This window comes from Flavobacterium sp., assembly GCF_013822155.1.
GTDB lineage: Bacteria > Bacteroidota > Bacteroidia > Flavobacteriales > Flavobacteriaceae > Flavobacterium.
On record NZ_PNJW01000001.1, the window covers coordinates 59,890 to 83,198 of the forward strand.

At 34.3% G+C, this 23,309-nt stretch carries 23 protein-coding genes and 1 tRNA gene; 14 read left to right on the forward strand and 10 right to left on the reverse strand.

Translation table 11 applies throughout. From position 1 onward, the window contains the following. Window positions 1–31: 31 nt before the first annotated feature. The 6 genes from accC to pdxA all read right to left on the reverse strand — a co-directional run bounded on the left by accC (window position 32) and on the right by pdxA (window position 5,034). Window positions 32–1,378, reverse strand: coding sequence for an acetyl-CoA carboxylase biotin carboxylase subunit (accC, locus tag C0512_RS00260; protein WP_290857982.1), 1,347 nt, complete (start codon window positions 1,376–1,378; stop codon window positions 32–34). 99 nt (window positions 1,379–1,477) lie between these two features. Further along, window positions 1,478–1,966: an acetyl-CoA carboxylase biotin carboxyl carrier protein gene (accB, locus tag C0512_RS00265; RefSeq protein WP_290857984.1), complete on the reverse strand. Its 489-nt coding sequence runs from the start codon at window positions 1,964–1,966 to the stop codon at window positions 1,478–1,480. A 27-nt stretch (window positions 1,967–1,993) separates the two neighbouring features. Then, window positions 1,994–2,992 (reverse strand): beta-ketoacyl-ACP synthase III, encoded by a 999-nt coding sequence (locus tag C0512_RS00270; protein WP_290857985.1) that lies wholly within the window; start codon window positions 2,990–2,992, stop codon window positions 1,994–1,996. A gap of 164 nt (window positions 2,993–3,156) precedes the next feature. Further along, window positions 3,157–3,351 carry a 50S ribosomal protein L32 gene (gene rpmF, locus C0512_RS00275; RefSeq protein WP_290857986.1) on the reverse strand — a complete coding sequence of 65 codons (195 nt, stop codon included), beginning with the start codon at window positions 3,349–3,351 and terminating at the stop codon, window positions 3,157–3,159. Window positions 3,352–3,360: 9 nt separating this feature from the next. Continuing rightward, on the reverse strand, window positions 3,361–3,900 hold the full coding sequence (locus C0512_RS00280) for a DUF177 domain-containing protein (protein ID WP_290858105.1): 540 nt from the start codon (window positions 3,898–3,900) through the stop codon (window positions 3,361–3,363). Between the two features lie 84 nt (window positions 3,901–3,984). Further along, window positions 3,985–5,034, reverse strand: coding sequence for a 4-hydroxythreonine-4-phosphate dehydrogenase PdxA (pdxA, locus tag C0512_RS00285; RefSeq protein WP_290857987.1), 1,050 nt, complete (start codon window positions 5,032–5,034; stop codon window positions 3,985–3,987). A gap of 57 nt (window positions 5,035–5,091) precedes the next feature. Here pdxA and C0512_RS00290 point away from each other — a divergent pair, with 57 nt between their 5' ends. After that, window positions 5,092–5,682 carry a riboflavin synthase gene (locus C0512_RS00290; RefSeq protein ID WP_290857988.1) on the forward strand — a complete coding sequence of 197 codons (591 nt, stop codon included), beginning with the start codon at window positions 5,092–5,094 and terminating at the stop codon, window positions 5,680–5,682. A 31-nt stretch (window positions 5,683–5,713) separates the two neighbouring features. Here C0512_RS00290 and C0512_RS00295 read toward each other — a convergent pair whose 3' ends face one another. After that, window positions 5,714–5,938, reverse strand: a complete 225-nt coding sequence (locus C0512_RS00295) for a hypothetical protein (RefSeq protein ID WP_290857990.1) — start codon at window positions 5,936–5,938, stop codon at window positions 5,714–5,716. Window positions 5,939–6,197: 259 nt separating this feature from the next. After that, window positions 6,198–6,271 (reverse strand) — tRNA-Ile (locus tag C0512_RS00300). A gap of 152 nt (window positions 6,272–6,423) precedes the next feature. Here C0512_RS00300 and C0512_RS00305 point away from each other — a divergent pair. The 7 genes from C0512_RS00305 (at window position 6,424) to C0512_RS00335 (ending at window position 11,547) form a co-directional block, all read left to right on the forward strand. Next, window positions 6,424–6,780, forward strand: coding sequence for an arsenate reductase family protein (locus tag C0512_RS00305; RefSeq protein WP_290857991.1), 357 nt, complete (start codon window positions 6,424–6,426; stop codon window positions 6,778–6,780). Further along, complete coding sequence (locus C0512_RS00310) at window positions 6,773–7,660, forward strand: DMT family transporter (protein ID WP_290857992.1); 888 nt, start codon at window positions 6,773–6,775, stop codon at window positions 7,658–7,660. Before C0512_RS00305 ends, C0512_RS00310 begins: the two co-directional genes overlap by 8 nt. A gap of 94 nt (window positions 7,661–7,754) precedes the next feature. Beyond that, window positions 7,755–8,615, forward strand: coding sequence for a YicC/YloC family endoribonuclease (locus C0512_RS00315; protein WP_290857993.1), 861 nt, complete (start codon window positions 7,755–7,757; stop codon window positions 8,613–8,615). A gap of 43 nt (window positions 8,616–8,658) precedes the next feature. After that, window positions 8,659–9,231: a guanylate kinase gene (gene gmk, locus C0512_RS00320; protein WP_290857994.1), complete on the forward strand. Its 573-nt coding sequence runs from the start codon at window positions 8,659–8,661 to the stop codon at window positions 9,229–9,231. A gap of 52 nt (window positions 9,232–9,283) precedes the next feature. Next, a complete protein-coding gene (locus tag C0512_RS00325; RefSeq protein ID WP_290857995.1) occupies window positions 9,284–9,625 on the forward strand; it encodes a four helix bundle protein in 342 nt (113 codons plus the stop codon). 54 nt (window positions 9,626–9,679) lie between these two features. Further along, window positions 9,680–10,261 carry a nicotinate (nicotinamide) nucleotide adenylyltransferase gene (gene nadD, locus C0512_RS00330; RefSeq protein ID WP_290857996.1) on the forward strand — a complete coding sequence of 194 codons (582 nt, stop codon included), beginning with the start codon at window positions 9,680–9,682 and terminating at the stop codon, window positions 10,259–10,261. 119 nt (window positions 10,262–10,380) lie between these two features. Continuing rightward, window positions 10,381–11,547 carry an iron-containing alcohol dehydrogenase gene (locus tag C0512_RS00335; RefSeq protein WP_290857997.1) on the forward strand — a complete coding sequence of 389 codons (1,167 nt, stop codon included), beginning with the start codon at window positions 10,381–10,383 and terminating at the stop codon, window positions 11,545–11,547. A 237-nt stretch (window positions 11,548–11,784) separates the two neighbouring features. Here the strand turns inward: C0512_RS00335 and C0512_RS00340 are convergent, their stop codons facing one another. Together C0512_RS00340 and C0512_RS00345 are read right to left on the reverse strand one after the other, a co-directional pair. After that, a complete protein-coding gene (locus C0512_RS00340; RefSeq protein ID WP_290857998.1) occupies window positions 11,785–13,827 on the reverse strand; it encodes a M13 family metallopeptidase in 2,043 nt (680 codons plus the stop codon). Window positions 13,828–13,832: 5 nt separating this feature from the next. Then, window positions 13,833–17,213, reverse strand: coding sequence for a T9SS type A sorting domain-containing protein (locus C0512_RS00345; protein ID WP_290857999.1), 3,381 nt, complete (start codon window positions 17,211–17,213; stop codon window positions 13,833–13,835). 114 nt (window positions 17,214–17,327) lie between these two features. On the opposite strand from C0512_RS00345, the gene C0512_RS00350 reads away from it, so the two are divergent. The 6 genes from C0512_RS00350 (at window position 17,328) to C0512_RS00370 (ending at window position 23,308) form a co-directional block, all read left to right on the forward strand. Further along, on the forward strand, window positions 17,328–17,999 hold the full coding sequence (locus C0512_RS00350) for an SCO family protein (protein WP_290858000.1): 672 nt from the start codon (window positions 17,328–17,330) through the stop codon (window positions 17,997–17,999). A gap of 77 nt (window positions 18,000–18,076) precedes the next feature. After that, the gene (locus C0512_RS00355; RefSeq protein ID WP_290858001.1) at window positions 18,077–18,310 is read left to right on the forward strand and encodes a FeoA family protein; all 234 of its coding nucleotides are present in this window, start codon (window positions 18,077–18,079) and stop codon (window positions 18,308–18,310) included. 12 nt (window positions 18,311–18,322) lie between these two features. Next, window positions 18,323–20,425 carry a ferrous iron transport protein B gene (feoB, locus tag C0512_RS00360; protein WP_290858003.1) on the forward strand — a complete coding sequence of 701 codons (2,103 nt, stop codon included), beginning with the start codon at window positions 18,323–18,325 and terminating at the stop codon, window positions 20,423–20,425. 107 nt (window positions 20,426–20,532) lie between these two features. After that, window positions 20,533–20,718, forward strand: coding sequence for a Thivi_2564 family membrane protein (locus tag C0512_RS15985; protein ID WP_367160206.1), 186 nt, complete (start codon window positions 20,533–20,535; stop codon window positions 20,716–20,718). A 16-nt stretch (window positions 20,719–20,734) separates the two neighbouring features. Further along, complete coding sequence (locus tag C0512_RS00365; RefSeq protein ID WP_290858005.1) at window positions 20,735–20,929, forward strand: hypothetical protein; 195 nt, start codon at window positions 20,735–20,737, stop codon at window positions 20,927–20,929. 138 nt (window positions 20,930–21,067) lie between these two features. After that, window positions 21,068–23,308 carry a TonB-dependent receptor gene (locus C0512_RS00370; RefSeq protein WP_290858007.1) on the forward strand — a complete coding sequence of 747 codons (2,241 nt, stop codon included), beginning with the start codon at window positions 21,068–21,070 and terminating at the stop codon, window positions 23,306–23,308. Window position 23,309: the final 1 nt, after the last annotated feature.

A 23,309-nucleotide genomic window follows, 5' to 3' on the forward strand; every position in this document is an offset into this window, starting at 1 on the left:
AATCCCAAGTGAGAACTTGGGATTTTCTTATTTATTCCGGATCGTTCATTTTAAAACTTTCCATAAATTTTGTGGTATAGTTTCCGGCAACATAATCCGGTTCATCCATTAATTGGCGGTGAAAAGGAATAGTTGTTTTAATTCCTTCGATATAAAACTCATCTAAGGCCCGTTTCATTTTACTGATTGCTTCTTCTCTGGTTTGAGCAGTAGTTATCAATTTAGCAATCATTGAATCATAATTAGGCGGAATACTATATCCTGCATAAACGTGTGTATCTAAACGAACTCCGTGTCCTCCCGGTGCATGTAGTACCGTAATTTTACCCGGTGAAGGTCTAAAATCATTATATGGATCTTCCGCATTAATACGACATTCGATTGAGTGCAATTGTGGCAAATAATTTTTACCTGAAATTGGCACACCGGCAGCCACTAATATTTGTTCGCGAATCAAATCGTAATCAATTACCTGTTCCGTAATAGGATGTTCCACTTGAATACGGGTATTCATTTCCATGAAATAGAAGTTTCTGTTTTTATCCACCAAAAACTCAACTGTTCCAGCACCTTCATATTTAATGAATTCAGCCGCTCTAACAGCAGCTTCACCCATTTTTTCACGCAATTCGTCCGTCATAAATGGAGAAGGAGTTTCTTCCGTTAATTTTTGATGACGACGTTGTACTGAACAATCTCTTTCTGAAAGGTGACATGCTTTTCCATAAGCATCCCCTACAACCTGAATTTCTATATGACGTGGCTCTTCAATTAATTTCTCCATATACATTCCGTCATTACCGAATGCAGCAGCTGATTCCTGACGAGCACTTTCCCATGCTTTTTGAAGTTCATCTGCTTTCCAAACTGCACGCATTCCCTTTCCGCCGCCTCCGGCAGTTGCTTTAAGCATGACAGGATAACCCATGTCTTTAGCTATTTGAGCCGCTTGTTCAAAAGATTCCAACAAACCTTCAGAACCAGGGACACAAGGAACTCCGGCCGCTTTCATGGTTGCTTTTGCTGAAGCTTTGTCTCCCATTCTGTCAATCATTTCCGGAGAAGCTCCAATAAATTTTATACCATGCTCTTGGCAAATTTTAGAAAACTTAGCGTTTTCAGATAAGAAACCATAACCGGGGTGAATAGCATCAGCATTTGTAATTTCAGCCGCCGCTATAATATTTGACATTTTTAAGTAAGACAAATTACTTGGCGGTGGACCGATACAAACCGCTTCATCTGCAAACTTTACATGCAGGCTTTCTGCATCTGCCGTAGAATAAACCGCTACGGTTTTGATACCCATTTCTTTACAGGTTCTAATTACACGCAGTGCAATTTCTCCTCGATTAGCAATTAATATTTTTTTAAACATAGATTTTAATTTGAAAATTAAACAATTTAGCTTCGCTCAGTTCAGCTAAGCCTCGAGTGAAAATTTGAAAATGAATTCAAATGATTACATTTTTTCAAATTAAGACGGATCTACTAAAAATAAAGGTTGGTCAAACTCAACCGGTGACATATCATCAACCAAAATTTTGATAATTTTTCCTGAAACTTCTGATTCAATTTCGTTAAATAATTTCATAGCTTCTATTACACAAACGGGATCTCCTTTAGAAATTGTAGCACCTACTTCTACGAATGGAGCTTTGTCAGGAGCCGGTTTTCTGTATAAAGTTCCAATCATTGGCGATTTAATCGTAATGTATTTTGAATTATCATCAACAGCCGGAGCAGCTACCGGAGTAACGGGTGCAACCGGTTGAGGCATTTGATGTTGTGGCATCATCTGTTGCATAGGTTGTGCAGCAGGATAATGTTGGAAATAAGAAGCTTCAGCAGCACCGGCTTCAGTAGTTTTGATGGTGATTTTAAAATCATCCATTTCTAATTTTACCTCTGTAGCTCCTGATTTGGCTACAAACTTGATTAGGTTTTGAATTTCTCTAATATCCATGATGTTTTTGATTTATTTTAGTTTTGTTTATTTTTTATCGTAAGCCCATTTCAGGTAGATTGCACCCCAAGTGAATCCTCCACCAAAAGCTGCAAAAATTAAATTATCTCCTTTTTTTAATTTAGTTTCATAATCACTTAACAACAAAGGAAGCGTTGCGGAAGTTGTGTTTCCATAACGTTCTATGTTTATTAAGACTTTGCTTTCATCTAATCCCATTCTACTAGATGTTGCATCAATAATACGCTTATTAGCCTGATGAGCAATCAACCAATTCACATCGTCATTCGTTAAATTATTACGTTGCATAATTTTTTCACTTACATCCGCCATACCTGAAACAGCATATTTGAAAACTGTTTTACCGTCTTGAAAAACAAAATGTTGTTTGTTATCTAATGTTTCCTGAGAAGTTGGAAGAATAGAACCTCCGGCTTCAATCTTTAAAAACTCCCTTCCAATACCATCACTTCGCAAGAACTCATCTTGTAGACCGAGACCTTCATCATTAGGTTCGAATAAAATTGCTCCGGCACCATCTCCAAAAATAATGCAAGTTGCTCTGTCAGTGTAATCTATAATTGAAGACATTTTATCTGCTCCAATCAACAAAACTTTTTTATATCTACCCGATTCAATATAAGCTGCTGCATTAGACATTCCATAAAGAAAACTGGAACAAGCGGCTTGTAAATCATAGGCAAAAGCATTCACTGCTCCAATTTGACTGGCTACATAAACTCCTGTGGAAGCCACTGGCATATCCGGTGTAGCTGTAGCCATAATTACTAAATCAATTTCTTCCGGATTGATGTTGTTTTTCTCAAATAGATTTTGAGCAGCTTTTATAGCAAGAAAAGAAGTTCCTTTTCCTTCTTCTTTTAATAATCGTCTTTCTTTAATTCCTGTTCTGGAAGTTATCCATTCGTCATTTGTATCAACCAATGTTTCCAATACTTTATTTGACAACACAAAATCAGGAACATAAGCACCCACTGCGGTTATGGCGGCTGTTATTTTACTCATAGGGTTTGCTGGTTTTTCTTTTCCTATATAGGTTAAAAAGAGGTGGAAATTACAAAAAAAAATCTAAACTCAATCGATTTCTATTCGCTTATTTCTTTAAAATATAGGTATAACAAAAAAACTCTCAACAAGTGAGAGTTTATTTTTAAACTATAAAAAAAGTACTAAGCAACAGCTTCGGTTTTGTCAATAACAACTTGACCTCTGTAGTACATTTTTCCTTCATGCCAGTAAGCTCTGTGGTATAAATGTGCCTCACCTGTTATCGGGCAAGTTGCAATTTGAGCAACAGTTGCTTTATAATGAGTTCTTCTTTTGTCTCTTCTGGTTTTCGAGGTCTTTCTCTTTGGATGTGCCATTTTACTATATTATTTATCCGTTAATAGTTTTTTTAATTGATCCCAACGGGGATCTGTCTCTTCTGTTTTCTTTTCTGCTTTTTTTTCTTTGACTGTCAATTCTTGCAGTTTATCAATAGCTTCTGATTGTAATGTTCCGTTTTTTACACCGGGATGAACTCTTTTTAAAGGAATTGACAATACAATCATTTCATAAATGTATTGTGAAATATCTACTTGATGTTCCCCATGAGGTAAAATCAACAATTCTTCATTTTCATCATTGAAAGCATCTCCAAACTGAACAATCAATTTGATTTTGCCTTTAATTGGTAAATCAAACGGTTCACTTGTCAAATCACAAGGGACATTTACGGTTCCTTTGTGTTTAAAATGTAACTCTAACATGGTTGTTTTTTTCTCTAAAACAACCGTTGTTTTGATATCACAACTTTCAAAATCATCATATTCGAAGCGATCAAAGAACGTTTTATCTATTTGATAGTCAAATTGATGTTTTCCTAGCTTTAATCCGATAAACGGAATTAAAAATTCATTAGATACTTTCATCTCCACAACAATTTGTCCCAAAAATTGGGTTTGCAAAGATATAAAATTATCGCAAATCCAATACGGTTATAAACATTTTTTTGTTTAAAACTGTTTTTCTTTTGTTTTAAGCGGTTTTTCCGTTATTTGAGCATACTCCATTCTGGATTTATAAATGTCCAATGCCAAATAAACTGCCTCTTTAAACGAATTGAAATCAGCTTGGTTTTTTCCGGCAATTTCAAATGCCGTTCCGTGATCCGGAGATGTTCGTATTTTATTTAATCCTGCTGTATAATTCACTCCGTTTCCAAAAGATAATGTTTTAAAAGGGATTAACCCTTGGTCGTGGTAACATGCAATTACCGCATCAAATTTTTCCTGTGAATTGTTTCCGAAAAAACTATCGGCAGCATACGGCCCAAAAACAAATGTCCCTTCGTCAAATAACTTCTTTATAGTTGGCCTGATTACTTCATCATCTTCTTTTCCAATTACACCATGGTCACCACAATGAGGATTAAGTCCTAAAACAGCAATTTTTGGTTTGCTTATTTTAAAATCCTGCATTAATGATTGCTTAACTGTAGCTATTTTTTGTCTGATTAATTTTTCTGTCAAATATTTTGAAACTTCCGTAACAGGAATATGGTCTGTAAATAAACCCACTCGCAAGGAATCATTAACCATTAACATCAACGCATCACCTTCTAATTCCTGATTAAGATAATCGGTATGCCCCGGAAATTTAAATTCTTCTGATTGGATATTATATTTATTGATTGGAGCTGTTACTAAAACATCTATTTCACCTTCTTTTAAAGCTTTAGTCGCGGCCACAAAAGATTTTACCGCATAACTACCAACAATATCATCCGCTACACCGTATTCTAAATTAAAACTGTCTCTCCATAAATTAAACACATTTATTTTTCCAGGAACAATTTGATCTAACTTGTCAATTCCGTGCAGTAAAGCCGTTGATTCAAAACTTTTTTTAAGAAAAGACAACATCCTAACATTAGCAAAAATAACGGGAGTACAAAGCTCCAACATCCTTGGATCTTCGAAGGTTTTGAGCACAACTTCGCTTCCAATTCCGTTTAAATCTCCAATTGAAATTCCTACCAGAATATTTTCTGCTTTTTTCACCATGGCTTCAAGATATTTATTGCTACTTTTGAAGTGCAAATTTAAGAAAATAAAACGCAAATGTTTACAGGAATTATAGAAACTCTTGGAATCATCAAAGATATTCAAAAAGACGGCGACAATCTTCATGTATCAGTATCTTCTTCGATAACATCAGAACTTAAAATTGATCAAAGTTTAGCTCACAATGGAATTTGTTTGACTGTTGTTGCCATAAAAAATGATATTTATACAGTTACAGCCATCAAAGAAACCATTGACAAAACAACCATTGGAAATTGGCAAATAGGTGATTTTATCAATTTGGAAAGAGCGATGAAACTGGATGCCCGATTAGATGGACACCTTGTTCAAGGACATGTTGATCAAATTGGTATTTGCAATGCCGTTAAAGAATCTAACGGGAGTTGGTATTTTACTTTTCAATATGATAGTAAACCAAACAATATCACTATTGAAAAAGGCTCTATCACGGTGAATGGTGTAAGTTTAACGGTGGTTAATTCCAAGCAAAACGAATTTAGTGTTGCTATAATTCCCTATACTTTTGAACATACTAATTTTCAGACTTTTAAAGTTGGCACTAAAATAAACTTAGAATTTGATGTAATTGGTAAATATGTTGCTCGATTATTTGAGTATAAAAAATAATTAGTTTTTCATATCAATAAAAAACTCCGAATTACTTCGGAGTTTTTTTTATCGTTTGTTTATTGTTGATTTTGTAAAAAGCAAATACCACACCAAGAACTAACAGCAAGTAAATCCAATTATCGATTGGTGTACCGGGCGGTGGCGGAGTTGGTGGAGGCGGATTATTTGAGCCCTGAGCTAATGCAGTTGCACTAGATAGTATCAAAATAAAACCACCCAATATATTTATAAACCAGTTTGGGACAATTCTCATAGGGTGTAAAAGTAAATAAATTTATTCTTTAACAAAATATTTAGGCAAATAAAGTAAAAATCTCTTTAAAACAAAAACTAAGTTGTTATTTTTTTCTATACTTCCTTTTAAAATCGTAAATCATCGGCAAAAGTACATCTTTTTTGACAACTTCCTATATTTCAAAATTATATTAACGTAAAATATTCCATTTTGGTTTAACTTTCATTAAAATAATTTATTGAAATAAAAAAAACCTCCCGATTTGGAAGGTTTTTTGTGGTCCCACTTGGGCTCGAACCAAGGACCACCTGATTATGAGTCAGGTGCTCTAACCAACTGAGCTATAGGACCGGTTTAGAGAGTGCAATATTACTACTATTTTTGATTTACTCAAAATATAAATTGTATTTATTGATTCCTTTTGGTTAACTCTTTTTAATTATGCCTCAATTATCTGATTTAGAATTACTCAAAAAGTCATTACTTTTGCTGAAAATTGCAGCATGCGAAAAATATACTACTTAAAGACCTGTGATACCTGTAAAAAAATCATCCAATCATTACCAAAAACGGACGACTTTTTGTTTCAGGACATCAAAGAGGAACCTATAACCGTGAAACAATTGGAAGAAATTCATGTTTTAGCCGGAAGTTACGAAATCCTTTTTAGCAAAAGAGCCAAACTATATAAAGAAATGGGCTTAAAAGATGAAAACCTTTCCGAATCCGATTTTAAACGTTACATTTTAGAACATTATACTTTTTTAAATCGTCCTGTAATCGTTATTGATAAAACAATTTTTATTGGTAACAGCCCAAAAACGGTTCAAGCCGCCATTGATTTTTTGACTAATGAATAAAAGAAATTGGGCTTTAGTGGCCGCCATGTTGGTGTCCATTATTTACGGAATAACTTTTACGATTGCTAAAGATGTAATGCCAAAATATGTTGAACCCTTTGGATTTATTCTCCTCCGGGTTGGTGGTTCTGTTTTTCTTTTTTGGCTGGTTTCATTTTTTGGTCCGAAAGAAAAAATTGCTTTAGTAGATTTTCCTCGAATTGTTGCGGCTGCCTTTTTTGGTGTTGCTTTTAATATGCTTACTTTTTTTAAAGGTTTAAGTTATACATCACCTATAATGGGAGCTGTTTTAATGGTTACCACACCCATGATAGTATTAATTCTTTCAGCCATAATCATGAAAGAAAGAATGAAAAAACGTAAAATTTTTGGAATAGTTTTAGGTTTGGCAGGAACGATATCACTCATCCTTTACGGAAAATCGCTAATCAATGCTCCAAATGAAATGCTAGGAAATTTGTTGGTTTTTGTGAATGCCGTTTCTTATGGTTTTTATCTCATTATCGTTAAAAAATTAATGGATAAATACAATGCGTTTACGTTTGTTAAGTGGATTTATACCTTTGGCTTTTTAATGGTTTTACCCTTTGGATGGGGTGAATTTAATGCCATAAATTGGGCAATTATTCCAACGGATATTTATTGGAAAATTGGATTTGTGGTTGTGTTTTCGACCTTTTTAACCTATTTGTTAAACTTAGTTTCGATGCGTGAATTAAAACCCACAACCGTTGCTGTTTTTATCTATCTTCAACCCTTATTTGCAACTGTTTTTGCCATCAGTTTAGGAAAAGACGACCTAAGTTGGATCAAAATCGGTTCGGCAATCCTAATATTTACAGGGGTTTATTTGGTCACTCAGAAAAAGAGTACTCAATAGTCAACGATTAGTTTTCAGATCTCTAAAGAACTGACTTCTTTCCTTCTAAACACTGAACACTTTTCCTTATCTTTGAAAACATTTTTTATAATTTATGATACAATCAATGACCGGTTTCGGAAAAGCATCTTTGCAACTTCCAACCAAAAAAATTACAGTAGAAGTAAAATCACTAAACAGCAAAGGTTTAGATTTGAATGTCAGAATGCCTTCTGTTTATCGTGAAATGGAATTGGGTTTGCGTAATACCATTGCTCAAAAATTAGAGCGAGGCAAAGTTGATTTCTCCATTTATATAGAAGTAACCGGCGAAGAAACATCTTCTAAAATCAATGTGCCAATAGTGAAAGGTTATATCAATCAAATGAAAGCAGTTATTCCAAATGCAGATGAAACGGAATTGATGAAAATGGCTGTCAGAATGCCGGATGCGTTAAAAACTGAACGTGACGAAATTGACGAAAATGAATGGAATGAGATTATGAAAGTGGTAGATGATGCGATGAAAAATATTGCCTCTTTTCGTTTAGATGAAGGAAAATCATTGGAAAATGAATTTGTAACCAGAATCGAAAACATTCGTAATTATATGAATCAAGCCGTAAGTATGGATACGGAACGAATTGAAACCGTTAAAAATCGCTTGCGAACTGCTTTGGATGAATTGGAAGCCAATGTGGATGAAAACCGTTTTGAACAAGAAATGATTTTTTATCTTGAAAAATATGATATTACTGAAGAACGCGTTCGTTTAGAAAATCATTTGAATTATTTTATCGAAACCATAGCCGGAACAGAAGCCAATGGAAGAAAGTTAGGTTTTATTACCCAAGAAATAGGTCGTGAAATCAATACTATGGGATCTAAATCCAATCATTCAGAAATGCAAAAATTGGTTGTGATGATGAAAGATGAATTGGAGAAAATTAAAGAACAAGTTTTGAATGTTTTATAATTAGAAAATAGAGGAAAGAATAAAGAGTAAAGAAAATAACACTATGAATAAAGGAAAACTATTAGTCTTTTCTGCCCCATCCGGTTCGGGAAAAACCACCATTGTAAGGCATTTGCTGGCTCAACCCGATTTGAATTTGGAATTCTCGGTTTCCTGTACAACCCGTGAACCCAGAGGAGAAGAAGTGCACGGAAAAGATTATTATTTTATATCACTAAAAGAATTTAAAAACCACATCAAAGCCGAAGAGTTTGTGGAATGGGAAGAAGTGTATCGCGATAATTTTTATGGCACGCTTAAGAGCGAAGTTGAACGCATTTGGGCAAAAGGTAAAAATGTTATTTTTGATATAGATGTGGCTGGCGGATTGCGAATTAAATCTAAATTCAAACAAGAAACCTTGGCAGTTTTTGTAAAACCACCCAGTATTGACGAATTAAAGATCCGTTTGAAAAAACGTTCAACAGAATCTGATGATAAAATCAATATGCGAATCGCAAAAGCATCTGTAGAATTAGCTACTGCTCCACAATTCGACAAAATAATTAAAAACTATGATTTGGAGGTAGCGAAAGCGGAAGCGTATGAATTGGTGAGGGAGTTTATTAGTCGATAGTACTTAGTCCTTAGTGGATAGTCTTTAAGATAGAAACATAAAAAACACATTTATGGCAGCTGTAAATTCCTATAAAGATTTACTTATTTGGCAAAAAGGAATAAAAATTGTCCTTTTAGTTTATAAATTGGTTAAAAAATTTCCTGATGATGAACGTTTTGCTTTATCTAGCCAATTAAAAAGAGCCGCTGTTTCAATTCCATCTAACATAGCCGAAGGTTTTGGAAGAAATACTGATAAATCATTCAGCTATTTTCTTGATATCGCTAAAGGTTCATTAAACGAAATTGAAACACAAATCATTATCTCTAAAGAATTAGATTTTATCAAAGATGAATCTTTATTTGATGAGCTTATACTTATGATTCAGGAAGAATCAAAAATGATTTATTGATTTTCAAAAACACTTAAAACTAAGGACTAAGAACTATTTACTAAGGACTAAACTATGAAAATCGGTCTCTATTTTGGCACTTTCAATCCCATTCATGTGGGGCATTTAATCATTGCCAATCACATGGTAGAATATTCCGATTTGAATCAAGTTTGGATGGTCGTTACACCTCACAATCCACACAAACAAAAAAGTACGTTGTTAGATGATTATCATCGCTTGGAAATGGTGCATTTAGCCACGAAAGACTATCCGAAAATCAAACCTTCCGATATTGAATTCAAATTACCACAACCCAATTATACAGTTAATACGTTGGCTCATTTGCAAGAGAAATATCCAACTTATGAGTTTGCCTTGATTATGGGTGAAGACAATCTGAACTCACTGCATAAATGGAAAAATTTTGAAGTCATTCTGCAAAATCATGCTATTTTTGTCTATCCAAGATTGAATTCCGGTGTGATTGACGAACAGTTTATCAATCACCCAAAAATTCATCGGGTTGGTGCTCCGGTGATTGAATTGTCTTCCACCTTTATTCGAGAAAGCATCAAAAACGGCAAAAACGTAAGAGCCCTTTTACCGGAACATGTGTGGGCGTTTTTGGATCATAATTTGTTTTATAGAAAATGAATCTTTACTCTTAACACTCCTTTACCACTTGTTCCTACTATCCTTTTGTAACTTTGTATGCGTTTAAGTTTTAAACCATTTAAACTCTTAAAAATTTTAAACTTTTATACAATCTTACCATGACAAACTTTGAATTATACAATCCCACCAACTATATTTTTGGGAAAGGTCAAATCGCCAAATTAACTGAATTAGTTCCCACCAACACCAAAGTTTTATTGGCTTATGGCGGAGGAAGTATTTTTAAAAATGGTATTTACGACCAAGTAAAAGCTGCACTTTCTGGGAGAGACATTGTTGAATTTGGTGGTATCGAACCCAATCCACGTTTTGAAACCTTGATGAAAGCGGTAGAAATCATTCGCAACGAAAAAATCACCTTCATTTTGGCCGTTGGTGGCGGAAGTGTGATTGATGGGGTAAAATTCATTTCAGGTGCTGTAAATTTTGAAGGTGAAGAAGCAGATATTTTAAGAAATCGAATCTTATTTAAAGATATTTCCAAAGTTATTCCGTTTGGAACCGTTTTAACCTTGCCGGCAACGGGAAGCGAAATGAATTCGGGTGCGGTGGTAACCATTGAAGCTACACAGGAAAAATTAACCTTAGGTGGAAGTGCTTTGTTTCCCAAATTCTCCATTTGTGATCCATCGGTTGTGGCTTCATTACCGAAAAGACAATTGGAAAACGGTGTGGTCGATGCTTTTACGCATGTCATGGAACAATATTTAACCTATCCTCATGACGCACTTTTGCAAGACCGAATAGCTGAAAGTATTTTACAAACGTTAATTGAAATTGGACCGGATGTGGTTCAAAACCCGTCCGATTACAAATTGGCTTCCAACTTTATGTGGTGTACTACTATGGCGTTGAACGGATTAATTCAAAAAGGTGTTCCGAGTGATTGGGCTACCCACATGATTGGTCACGAATTAACCGCTTTGTATGAAATTGATCATGCGAGAACATTGGCTATCATAGGCCCGAATTTATACCGAACAATGTTTGAAACCAAGAAAGAAAAATTAGCTCAATATGGCGAACGCGTTTGGAATATAAAAGGAAATTCAGCTGAAGAAAAAGCAACCCAAGCCATTGAAAAAACAGTTGAATTCCTTCATAAAATGGGCATGGAAACCAAACTTTCTAATTATACAAAAGACTATGAAAAAGCTGCTGATTTTATCGTGAATCGTTTTGAAGAAAGAGGGTGGAAAGCGATGGGCGAAAAACAGAATATTACGTTAGAAAAAGTAAAACAAATTGTTGAGATGAGTTATTGAGAAGTGGCTTAGTTTCTGAGAAAAATCAATGCAAATCTATATTATAAAAGTCTAAAAAGATACTGAAACAAGTTCAGTATAAAATTCAAAAGGCGTTCCCGAATCAAATTCAGGAACGCCTTTCTCAAAACACCAAAACAAAATTTAACTAACTCTAACTTGCATTATGCAATGATTACAGAGTTACAACGGCCTATTATTTGTTTTATTGTTTTGATTATCAAATTTATAACTCTTTTACCAAATTTTAACTCTTTTATCTTCTTCCAGATACATTCCATCTCCCTTTTCAATGGAGAAGGCATCATAAAAGGCATCAACATTTTGCAGTGGAACATAAGCTCTGTATTGTCCCGGTGAATGAGAATCTGTTTTTACTAAATTTTTAATGGCTTCATCTCTGGCTTTACTTCTCCAAATAGTAGCCCAAGAAATAAAGAAACGTTGTTCGGGAGTATATCCGTCAATTAATCCCGGATTGCCAGCTTGTTTTAAATGAATTTTTAAACCATCCAGAGCTGCACTTACTCCGCCTAAATCACCAATATTTTCACCTAAAGTAAATTTCCCGTCCACAAAAATTCCCGGTAGTGGTTCTAATTGCGAATATTGATTCGCTAATGCTCCGCCCAATTCTGTGAACTGTTTCAAATCTTGTTCGCTCCACCAATTTACTAAATTTCCATCGGCATTGTAACGAGAACCGCTATCATCAAATCCGTGTGAAATTTCATGCCCAATAACTGCTCCAATTCCGCCATAATTAACTGCTTCATCAGCTCTGTAATCATAAAATGGTGGTTGTAAAATAGCCGCTGGGAAAACAATTTCATTAAATGATGCATTATAATAAGCATTCACCGTTTGTGGTGACATTCCCCATTCTGTTTTGTCAACCGGTTTATTTAATTTGGCGAAATTTTCATCATTACGCCATTTCGTTATTCTTTTGGAGTTTTCAAAATAAGTTCCTCCATCTTTTGGCCCAATGATTGTAACTTTAGAATAATCTTTCCATTTATCAGGATAACCGATTTTAACATTGAATTTTTTGAGTTTTGCAATAGCATTATCTTTAGTTGATTTTGCCATCCAAGGTAAATTATTGATTCTGTTTTCATACGCTAAAAACAAATTATCAATCATTTTTCTGGCTTTTTCTTTAGCTTCAGGCGGGAACATTTTTTCTACATAAATTTTGCCTAATGCTTCCCCAAAGGTTCCGTTTACAGACTGTAACGCTCTTTCATCAAACGGTCTTTGTTTGATGGCTCCCGTTAAGGTTTTTCCATAAAAATCCCAATTGGCATTTCCTATTTCTGTTGATAATAATCCGGAATAACGATTAAGAAGTGTCCAACGCATGTAGGCTTTCCAATCCTCCACTTTGTTTTCTTTGAAAATAGTTTCTAAAGCGGTCATGTAACGCGGTTGAGAAACGATAATTGTATCCACTATTGGCAAACCAACTCCTTGCAAATATTCATTCCAATTAATGGTAGGCGTTAAATTTTGAAGTTCAGCAATCGTCATCGGATTGTAGGTTTTTCTTCGGTCTCTTCGTTCCACTCGATCTAAACGTGGTGTTGCCATGGCAATTTCAAGAGTTAAAACTCTATCAGCAGTAGCTTTAGCTTGAGCTGGTTTTTCGCCTAAATAGCTCATCATTTTGATGATGTGAGCATGGTACTTTTCTCTTTTTTCTTTACTGTCTTTATCCTCTGAAACATAGTAATCACGGTCCGGTAACCCAAGACTTCCTAAACCAACATTTACCACATTTCTGTTACTGTTTTTAGCATCTGTTCCTACACCAACTCCAAAAAAACCAACTCCTCCCTGAGTTTCCATTTCTATTAAAAGTTTTTTAAGGTCAGCTACATTTTTTACAGCATTAATTTTTTCCAGATAAGGTTTTAACGGTTTAATTCCTTGTTTATTTCTAGTAACCGTATCCATAATTGTACGGTATAGATTTAGTGCTTTACCTTGATCTGTTTCGGCTGTATAAGAAGGGTTATTCAATGCTTCTTTTAAAATAAGCATCATATCTTTATCTGTTTTTTCACGAAGTTCATCAAAACTCCCCCATCGGGTTCTATCAGCAGGAATGTCTGTTTGATCGAGCCAAGTTCCATTTACATAGCGAAAGAAATTATCACTTGGCTTAACTGATTTATCCATGAAATTCAGGTTAATTCCGCGTGATTCATTTTGGGCATATCCACAAATGCTAATGCTAAAAATTAAAAATCCGATGATGTGACTTTTTCTGCTCATTAAATTTACTTTTTGATTATTCTTTTAACTACTTGTTGATCTTCATTACTTATTTTAACAAAATAAACACCAGTGGTCACTTTTTCAAGGTTCAATTGCATTTTATCATCTGATAAAGCGTTTTCCTCAATGGTTAAAATGATTTTTCCTGTTACATCAAATACTTCCACTTTTTGCGGTTTATAATTACCATAAGTAAGTGTAAACAATCCATTAGACGGATTAGGATAAATAGCAATTTCATTTAAACTAAAATCAGATGTAGATAATGTCCCATCGATGACAAAATCATCAATAATAACTCCTTCATTATTAACTGCTTCGTCTGAATGAAAAACAAATCTAAAAATAATGTTACTTTGACCAATAAACTGATTCAACATATAGCTATACTCTAGCATAGTAGTATTTGTTCCTGTCCATTGTGCTCCCGGACAATTGTTACAATCATCTGCGGTTTGTGGAGTTCGACTACTATTGTACCAATTAGCATCGTCTGCAGATCCTAATACATTCCAGGTTTGGCCTATATCGGTAGAATATTCCAAATATAAAATATCCCAATTCAATTCTAAATCAAAAGCCATTTTAAATCGGATGACAGGATTAGAAATCTGAGAGAAATTATAACATTGAGAATATAAATAAGCTTTTGTTCCATCTGTATAATTACCGCTCAAATTCGTTCCATAAACTCTCACTCCTGAAGAAGTTGTATTTAATAATGTTCCTGTTGGTATTCCTCTTTGCCACAAACTAGTTCCTCCAGCTTGTGAAGTTACAAGGTTTGTAAATGGCGTTTCAAAGGTGTTTAAAGAACCTACCGAGCCATTATCATTATTTAAAATTTCAACATTGATACTGTTATTATTGGCAAATGAATCATTAGGTAAAACAACTGTTCCTTGAATGACTGATTTCCCTCTAATTAAACTAAGTCCTGAAATTTCAATAGTTGTTGTTGCCAAAGACTCTAAATTTCCATTCCAAATAAAATTATTAGGAACTCCGTTTATAGTGTAATTGAGCGTAAAATTAGTAACCGTTGATAATCCCGTGTTTTTAACTAAGAAGGATAGTGAATTGACATTACAATTAATATTTTCAATAGAGGGATCTTCCAAACTAATCAGAGCTAAATCATTTTGGGCTAATTGTGTTGGAATTGATGATTGCCAAACACCTCTTCCGTAAGTTGAGGCAATAATTTTTTCGTCCAATACATGAATTTCTAAATCGGTGACATCAACATTTGGAAGGTTAGTGTCAAAAGGAACCCACTCACTCATGGTATCGTCCCGATAATAAACCCCTAAACTTGTTCCTACATATAATGGATTATCAACATGATTTCCTTGGTGTTTAATTACATTTTTACCGATATTGGGCAGTCCTGCTCCAATATTTAAAAAGCCCATTCCTCCGGTTGTAGATTTAAAAACACTTCCTGAAGTGCCAGCCGTGGTTACATAAACAATATTACTGTCTTGGGAATGAACCTCTATCCCTGTTATCGCATTTGAAAAGGAGTCTACTAGTGAAAATGTTATTCCTTTATCTGTACTTTTAAACAAATTATTCTCATCTCCCACATATATAATATTATCATTAGAAGGATCAATGGTAATTCTTTCTAAATTTCCGGATGTAAATGAAGTAGTAGAAACCAAAGTCCAAGCATTGATATTCAACTTATAAAGTCCATTAAAACCAGCATATAATTCCCCCAAAGAATTAATAGCTAAAGGAGTTATCCAATTTCCGTTTTGTCCATCCGGAGCATTAATACTTCCTGATAAACTATTTCCGGAATTTGTTGAAAAATACAATCCGCTTCCGTTTTGAATAAACCCATAAAAATTACTACTGTTATTTGGATCAATGGCCGTTTCCATTCCATCTGCTCCATAATAATTTCTCCAAACGTTACCACTAAAGGCATAACCTCCATTATCTTGTAATCCTCCGGCTATTTTAGAAGAAGTTTGTTTTGCAATCGAAATTCTGTAAAATTGTCCTATTTGAGCGGTGGCTGTTAAATCAGTAAATGATTCCCCACTGTTTGAAGAAACATAAACTCCCCCATCACTTCCGCAATAAAGTACTCCATTATAAAATCTTAAAAAATGTATATCTGCGTGAGTATAAGTAGCCTGAAAAGGATCAGACCAATTGTTTAATTTCATAAAAGACGTTCCACCATTTGTTGATTTCCAAACATTTAAAACCCCCGTATAAACTTCCTCGGCGTTAGTATCTGAAACTGCCAATGCCATATCATACCAAGCCTGATTAGCTTCAAAAATATCCGTGTTGTTAAACGTTTTTGCAAATGTTAATCCTGAATTTGTTGATTTGTAAAGCCCTTGATGACTCCAATTTGTTCGAGCACTCAATACGTAAACATATTCCGGATTAGCCGGAGTTACATCAATAATTAATCTTCCTGAATTCGTAGGCATTCCTGAACTAATTTGGGTGAAGTTATCCCCTCCATTTGTTGAACGATAAAATCTATTCGGAGTAACCGCATAAATCACATCTGGATTTCCTGGTTTTAACTTTATATCTTTAACATTTCCACTTAATTTTTGAACCCATGTAACCCCTGCGTTAATGGTTTTGTACAATCCCACACTGGTGGCAACCCATAATATATCCGGATTGGATGGATGCATAAAAATTTCACTTGCTAAAGTTGAAGTGTTAGTAAAGGTAAGTCCGGTAGTGTTCCATGTAATTCCACCATCAAGTGATTTTAAAACTCCTATTGAATAAGAATCACTAGCATCTTTATCTCCGGTAGCAATATAAATAATGTTTGAATTTGTATGATCAACTGCTATCCCCGAAACCCCAATTTGAGGGAGATAATCGGAAAGCGGAGTCCAATTTATACCCGCATCTGTTGATTTCCAAATTCCTCCTGCCGGAGCACCGAGATAAAGTGTATTTGCATTATTTGGATCGACCACAACAACGTTTACCCTTCCTTGCCCCGATGACCAAGAACCTGAATTAATATGATTAAATGGTCCTAGTGGCTCCCAATTACTAACAGCACTTTGCGTTGAATTTCGATTAACCCTATCTTGATTTTTTTGATTCCAAGCATTCCACATTTGTTCCGGAGTCAATAAATATCCCGAATTATCCACTTTATTTCTCCAATGGGTTTCCCAACGCATGAAAGGTTTGTAGCCACTTCCTTTTGCTTTATAATTTTTACCTTCCCAATACTTATCAAATGCCGCTTTAATTTCATCAATTGTTGCATCACCTGTTTCTTTCTTTTGAAGAGAATCCATCCAAGGTGCCGTTGAATTAAATTGAGCAATTGAAGATGAAAATTGAAAAAACAATAAAAGGAGTATAATTTTTTTCATTTATTTTAAATTTTATTCAAAAATATAAAAACCAATTGAATTGAGTGGTATTAATTAACACTTGTATAACTAGTATTTAGTTTGTTATCTTTTTTACCTTTGCAAAAAAACAGTATGCTCTCCTTTATCAAACGATATAAATTTTTAATCTTAGGATTTGTCTTATTTTCTGTACTATTTCTTTCGATAGCATATCAATTTTTAAATCCAAAAAAAACGTTACCCATTTATAACCCTTCGATGGTAAATCCCGAATTAGTCGATACTACCGTGCAACATATCAGTAAATATCATACCATTGCTGATTTTTCATTCACTAATCAAAACGGAAAAATAATTACTCAAAAAAACTATGAAGGAAAAATTTATGTAGCTGATTTTTTCTTTACTACTTGTCCCACTATTTGTCCAATCATGCAAGATAATATGGTTGAAATTCAAAATGCATTTAAAACTAATCCAAAAGTAATGTTGCTTTCTCACACCGTCATGCCTCATATTGACAGTGTTCCGGTATTAAAAAAATATGCTTTAGAAAAAGGTGTTATTGACTCAAAATGGAACTTAGTTACCGGAGATAAAAAAGATATTTTCTATATTGCCCGAAAATCCTACTTAGCAGTAAAAACAGATACGGCCGGGGAGTTATACGATATGGTTCATACGGAAAATTTTATTCTAGTTGATGAACAAAGAAGAGTTCGTGGTTTTTATGATGGCACTAAAAAAGAAGATATTAAAAGATTAATTGAAGATATTCATTTTTTATTGGACGAAAATAAATAAACTTATAAACTGACATTTATCAGTAAAGGTTTTATAAAAAACTGTACTTTTGTATTTATATTTATTCTAAATAAACATTGCAAACAACTGTTGACCTACTCAAAAAAGGCGAGAAAGGAGTAATCATAAGCTTCGATATCGATAAAATTCCATTGAAATTAATTGAAATGGGTTGTATGGAAGGACATTTAGTTGAATTAATTCAAGTTGCACCATTTGGAGATCCGCTGTACTTAGACATGAACGGAACTCATTTGGCTATTCGAAAAGAAATGGCTCATGAAATTGTTGTAGAAATCATTCGAAATTAATTGCAACAAAACATGAAAGAAAACCCCATTAAAGTTGCACTTATTGGTAACCCAAACACGGGTAAAACATCATTATTTAATCAACTCACCGGATTAAATCAACAAGTGGGGAACTATCCTGGAATTACGGTTGAACGAAAAGTAGGAAGTTGTTATTTGCCAAATAACAATAAAGCTGTTATACTTGATTTACCGGGAACGTATAGTCTGAATGCAAATTCATTAGATGAAAATCTGGTTATAGAATTGTTGTTAAATAAAAACGATGCTGATTATCCGGATGTGGTGGTGGTGGTTTCAGAAGTAGAAAATTTGAAACGAAATCTGCTGCTTTTTACACAAATAAAAGATTTAGAAATTCCCACCATTTTGGTCATTAACATGGCCGATCAAATGGAATTGAAAGGTATTTCGTTGGATATTCTAAAATTGGAAACCGTTTTAAAAACCAAAGTTGCCTTAATCAGTTCCCGAAAAGCAACCGGAATCAATGAATTAAAAGAATTAATTGTCAATTACAAACAATTATCTACCGAAGCTTGTTTAAATGCCTCTGAAATTGACAAAGATTATTTTGAAAATCTACATCGGATTTTCCCCAATCAACAACAATACAAATTGTGGTTGGTCATTTCGCAAGATGTTAATTTTGGTTCCATAAATAAAGCGGTTTTGCAAAACAATTCGTTTTCAAAACCTGATTCCGAATTGAAACGTTTACAACATAAAGAAACCGTCAAACGGTACCAATTTATCAATGATTTATTAAAAGAAGCTAAAAAAGTTGACTTGTCTAAAGCTCGCGATTTAGGAAGTAAATTAGACAAAATCCTTACACACAAAATTTGGGGATATGTAATTTTCTTTGGTATTTTATTTCTAATTTTTCAATCTGTTTTTGATTGGTCGAGTGTTCCAATGGATTTTATTGACGAACAATTTGCCTCTTTAAGTTCCTGGACAGCTGAAAATCTTCCAGCGGGAAAATTAACCGATTTGATCGCTCAAGGAATAATTCCTGGCATTGGTGGTGTAGTTATTTTTATCCCCCAAATTGCCTTTCTTTTTCTTTTCATATCCTTGTTGGAAGAAAGCGGCTATATGAGTCGTGTTGTCTTTTTAATGGATAAAGGTATGCGAAGATATGGTTTGAGCGGAAAAAGTGTGGTTCCTTTAATCTCAGGAACTGCCTGTGCCATTCCTGCAATTATGGCCACCCGAAACATAGAAAATTGGAAAGAGCGTTTAATAACTATTTTAGTTACACCATTTACCACTTGTTCAGCACGAATTCCGGTTTATACCATTTTGATTTCTATCATCATACCCAATCAACGATTATTTGGCGTTTTAAATCTGCAAGGATTAACGTTAATGCTTTTGTATGCACTTGGATTTTTAATGGCCATAGTTTCAGCAATGATTTTGAATAAAATTCTGCAATTCAAATCCAAAAGTTTTTTTGTGGTAGAAATGCCTAACTACAAAATTCCTTATTATAAAAATGTAGGCTTAAATGTGTTGGAAAAAACAAAAGCATTTGTATTCGGTGCCGGTAAAATAATTGTTTCGCTGTCCATTGTTTTGTGGTTCATGGCTTCTTATGGACCAACAGCTAATTTTAAAAACGCAGAAACAATCATTCAAACAGAAGCAAAAAGCACACTAACGACAGATGAATTGGAAGATAAAATTGCTTCGTTTAAATTAGAAAACTCCTATATTGGTATTATTGGCAAATCTATTGAACCGGCTATTGCTCCTTTAGGCTACGATTGGAAAATAGGAATCGGAATTGTTGCTTCTTTTGCGGCACGAGAAGTGTTTGTGGGGACAATGGCCACCATTTACAGCGTTGGTAGCCATGAAGAAGAAGTAAACACTATTAAACAGCGAATGCTGGCGGAAGTGCATCCTGAAACCGGAAAACCTATTTACAACTTTGCCTCCGGTATTTCTTTATTACTTTTTTATGCTTTCGCTATGCAATGCATGAGCACACTTGCTATCGTTAAAAAAGAAACAAATTCTTGGAAATGGCCCATCATTCAGCTTTTAGTGATGAGTGGTTTTGCCTATTTGGTAGCTTTATTGGCATTTCAGTTATTAAAATAATTCTTTTTTCAAGTTTCAACGTATGAATTTTGCAACTTTTACTTAAAGTTGTGTAATTTGATGGATTTTCAATGACTTACCTTTGATTATTCTTAATAGATACACTTATGCCAATTTTAAACATTTTACTCGTCCTTATAGTTGTTGGATTCCTACTTTGGATAATAAATAATTACATCCCGATGGACCGAAAAATTAAAAGTATTTTTAATTTAATTGTAGTTATAGGGGTTGTCATTTGGTTATTAAAAGTCTTCGGAATTTTTGATGTCTTAAGTAAAACAACTGTCTAATTAAATTTACATCTTTATGAATCTTAAACGAATTTTTGGTGCAATTTTAACCGTTTTAGGTATTGCTGGTCTATTATATACTGCTTATTTAGCGGTAAACTCCTCCGAAAGCAATCAAACTCTTAAAACGACTATTATTTATGGTGTTTTAGGTTTGGTATTCTTTATTGCTGGAATTGGACTAGTTCGCACAACAAAAGACGAATCATAATCAATTGATTTTTCTATTTTAATTAAATTTTTCATTTTCAATTGGTTATAAATTAATTGATAAATTTTGTTATTTATAATTTGTCTAAATAAAAATAGTTATTATTTTTGCAATGTAGATTAATTCTAAATAACAAAAATGAAAACTATTTTCTCTTTTATTTTCCTTACTTTTTCACTTACCACTTTTTCGCAAACAACAGAAAATGTTGAAGATGTAGCTCTAAATGATTCCGTTCGAAAACTAGATGGTGTCACCCTTTTTGGCGATGCGGTTGTCGGAAGTAAATTCAGAGCCAAAAACGTTGCCGGTTCTACCTATTTCATTTCTCCGGAAGAATTGAAACTATTTCATTACAACGATATCAACAGAATTTTACGAACAGTTCCAGGCGTAAATATTGTAGAAGAAGAAGGTTTCGGACTTCGTCCAAGCATTGGTTTACGTGGAACCAGTCCGTCACGAAGTTCAAAAATCACCTTAATGGAAGACGGAATTTTAATTGCACCCGCTCCTTATTCAGCTCCGGCAGCTTATTATTTTCCAACAGTTAACCGCATTCAGAGTTTTGAAATTTTAAAAGGCGGAAGCCAAATCCAATATGGCCCCAATACAACCGGTGGAGCCATAAATATGGTTTCCAACCAAATTCCGTCGCAATTTTCAGGAAGAGTTGTGGCAAGTATGGGCAATTATGATACTCGAAATACTTATGTGAACTTAGGTGACAATTTTAATAACTTCGGCTATTTGGTAGAATACAACAATCGAAATTCAGATGGTTTTAAAACAATAGACTTCAGCAATAAAAATACCGGTTTCGATGGAAATGATTATGTTGGAAAATTCAGAATCAACACCAATGCGGATGCTAAAATTTTTCAATCACTTACATTAAAAGCACAATTGTCGGATGAATCTTCCAATGAAACGTACTTAGGTTTAACCGACGCCGATTTTGATTCAAATCCTTACCGAAGATATTTAGGTTCGGAAGCCGATAATATTCAAACCAACCATAAACAAATCATGCTAACGCATCTTTTGATCCCATCGGATAATTTTACGTTAACTACCAAAGTTTACAACACTACTTTTTCGAGAAATTGGTATAAATTAGACAACGTTCGAATCAACGGAACCAATTACGCTTTAAGCGATATATTAGAAGATCCCGTAACCAATCAAATTGCTTATGATGCAATTACCGGAACAACTGATTCGCCTGACAATGCTTTACGAGTAAAAGCAAACAACAGAAGTTACGGTTCCAAAGGAATTCAAACTATTGCTAACTTGAAATTTGCTTCAGAAAAATTTAAACATGATTTAGATTTTGGTGTTCGCTACCATGAAGATTACGAAGATCGTTTTCAATGGGTGGATGGTTATGCCATTCAAAACAAAGCCTTGTTTAGAACTTCTGCCGGAACTCCCGGAACAGACGCCAACCGAATTTTGGAAGCACAAGCTGTTGCCGCTCATGTGCTGTATAATTTTACCTACAATAAGTTAGTGCTTTCACCGGGTTTACGTTACGAAAATATTTTATCCACCAGTTTAAATTATGGAAATGCCGATGTTGAGAGAACCGGAGCAAATTTGGTTGAAATTAATAACCGCGTTGATGTTTTCATTCCGGGAATGGGTGCTCTTTACAAATTCAATGATAATTATACCGCTTTTACAAGTTTACACAAAGGATTTTCGCCTCCCGGTGCTGTTGAAGGTGCAGACGTTGAAAACAGTATTAACTACGAAGCTGGATTTCGTTTCACTAAAAAGGCACTTTCAGGAGAAATAATAGGTTTTTACAATGACTTCAGCAACCTTCAAGGTGCAGATACGAATGCTTCAGGAGGAACCGGAACCGGCGATTTGTTCAATGCAGGAAAAGCAGAAGTAAATGGCGTAGAAGTTTTAGTTTCTTACAACATTTTAAATAATGAAAACAGTAAATTAAAATTGCCAATCACAGCCACTTATACTTTTACAAATACAGAATTAAAAAGCAATTTTGCTAGTGGAACTGAAGCTTGGGGTGATATTGAAGTGGGTGACGAAATTCCATACATTCCAAAAAATCAATTTGCTATTGTGGCAGGTTTGGAGTACCAAAAATTTACAATTTCCCTAAGCGGAAAATATACTGACGAATTTAGAACCGTTGCCGGTCAAGGACCCATTCCTGCAAACGAATTAATCAAAAGTAATTTTATAGTCGATGCATCCGCGAAATACTATTTAACGGAAAAAGTAAGTTTAATGACCAATATGGTGAATATTTTAGATAAAGAATATGCTGTTTCAAGAGTTCCATCAGGACTACGTCCCGGAATGCCGTTTGGAATCAATTTTGGAATAACTGCACAATTTTAAA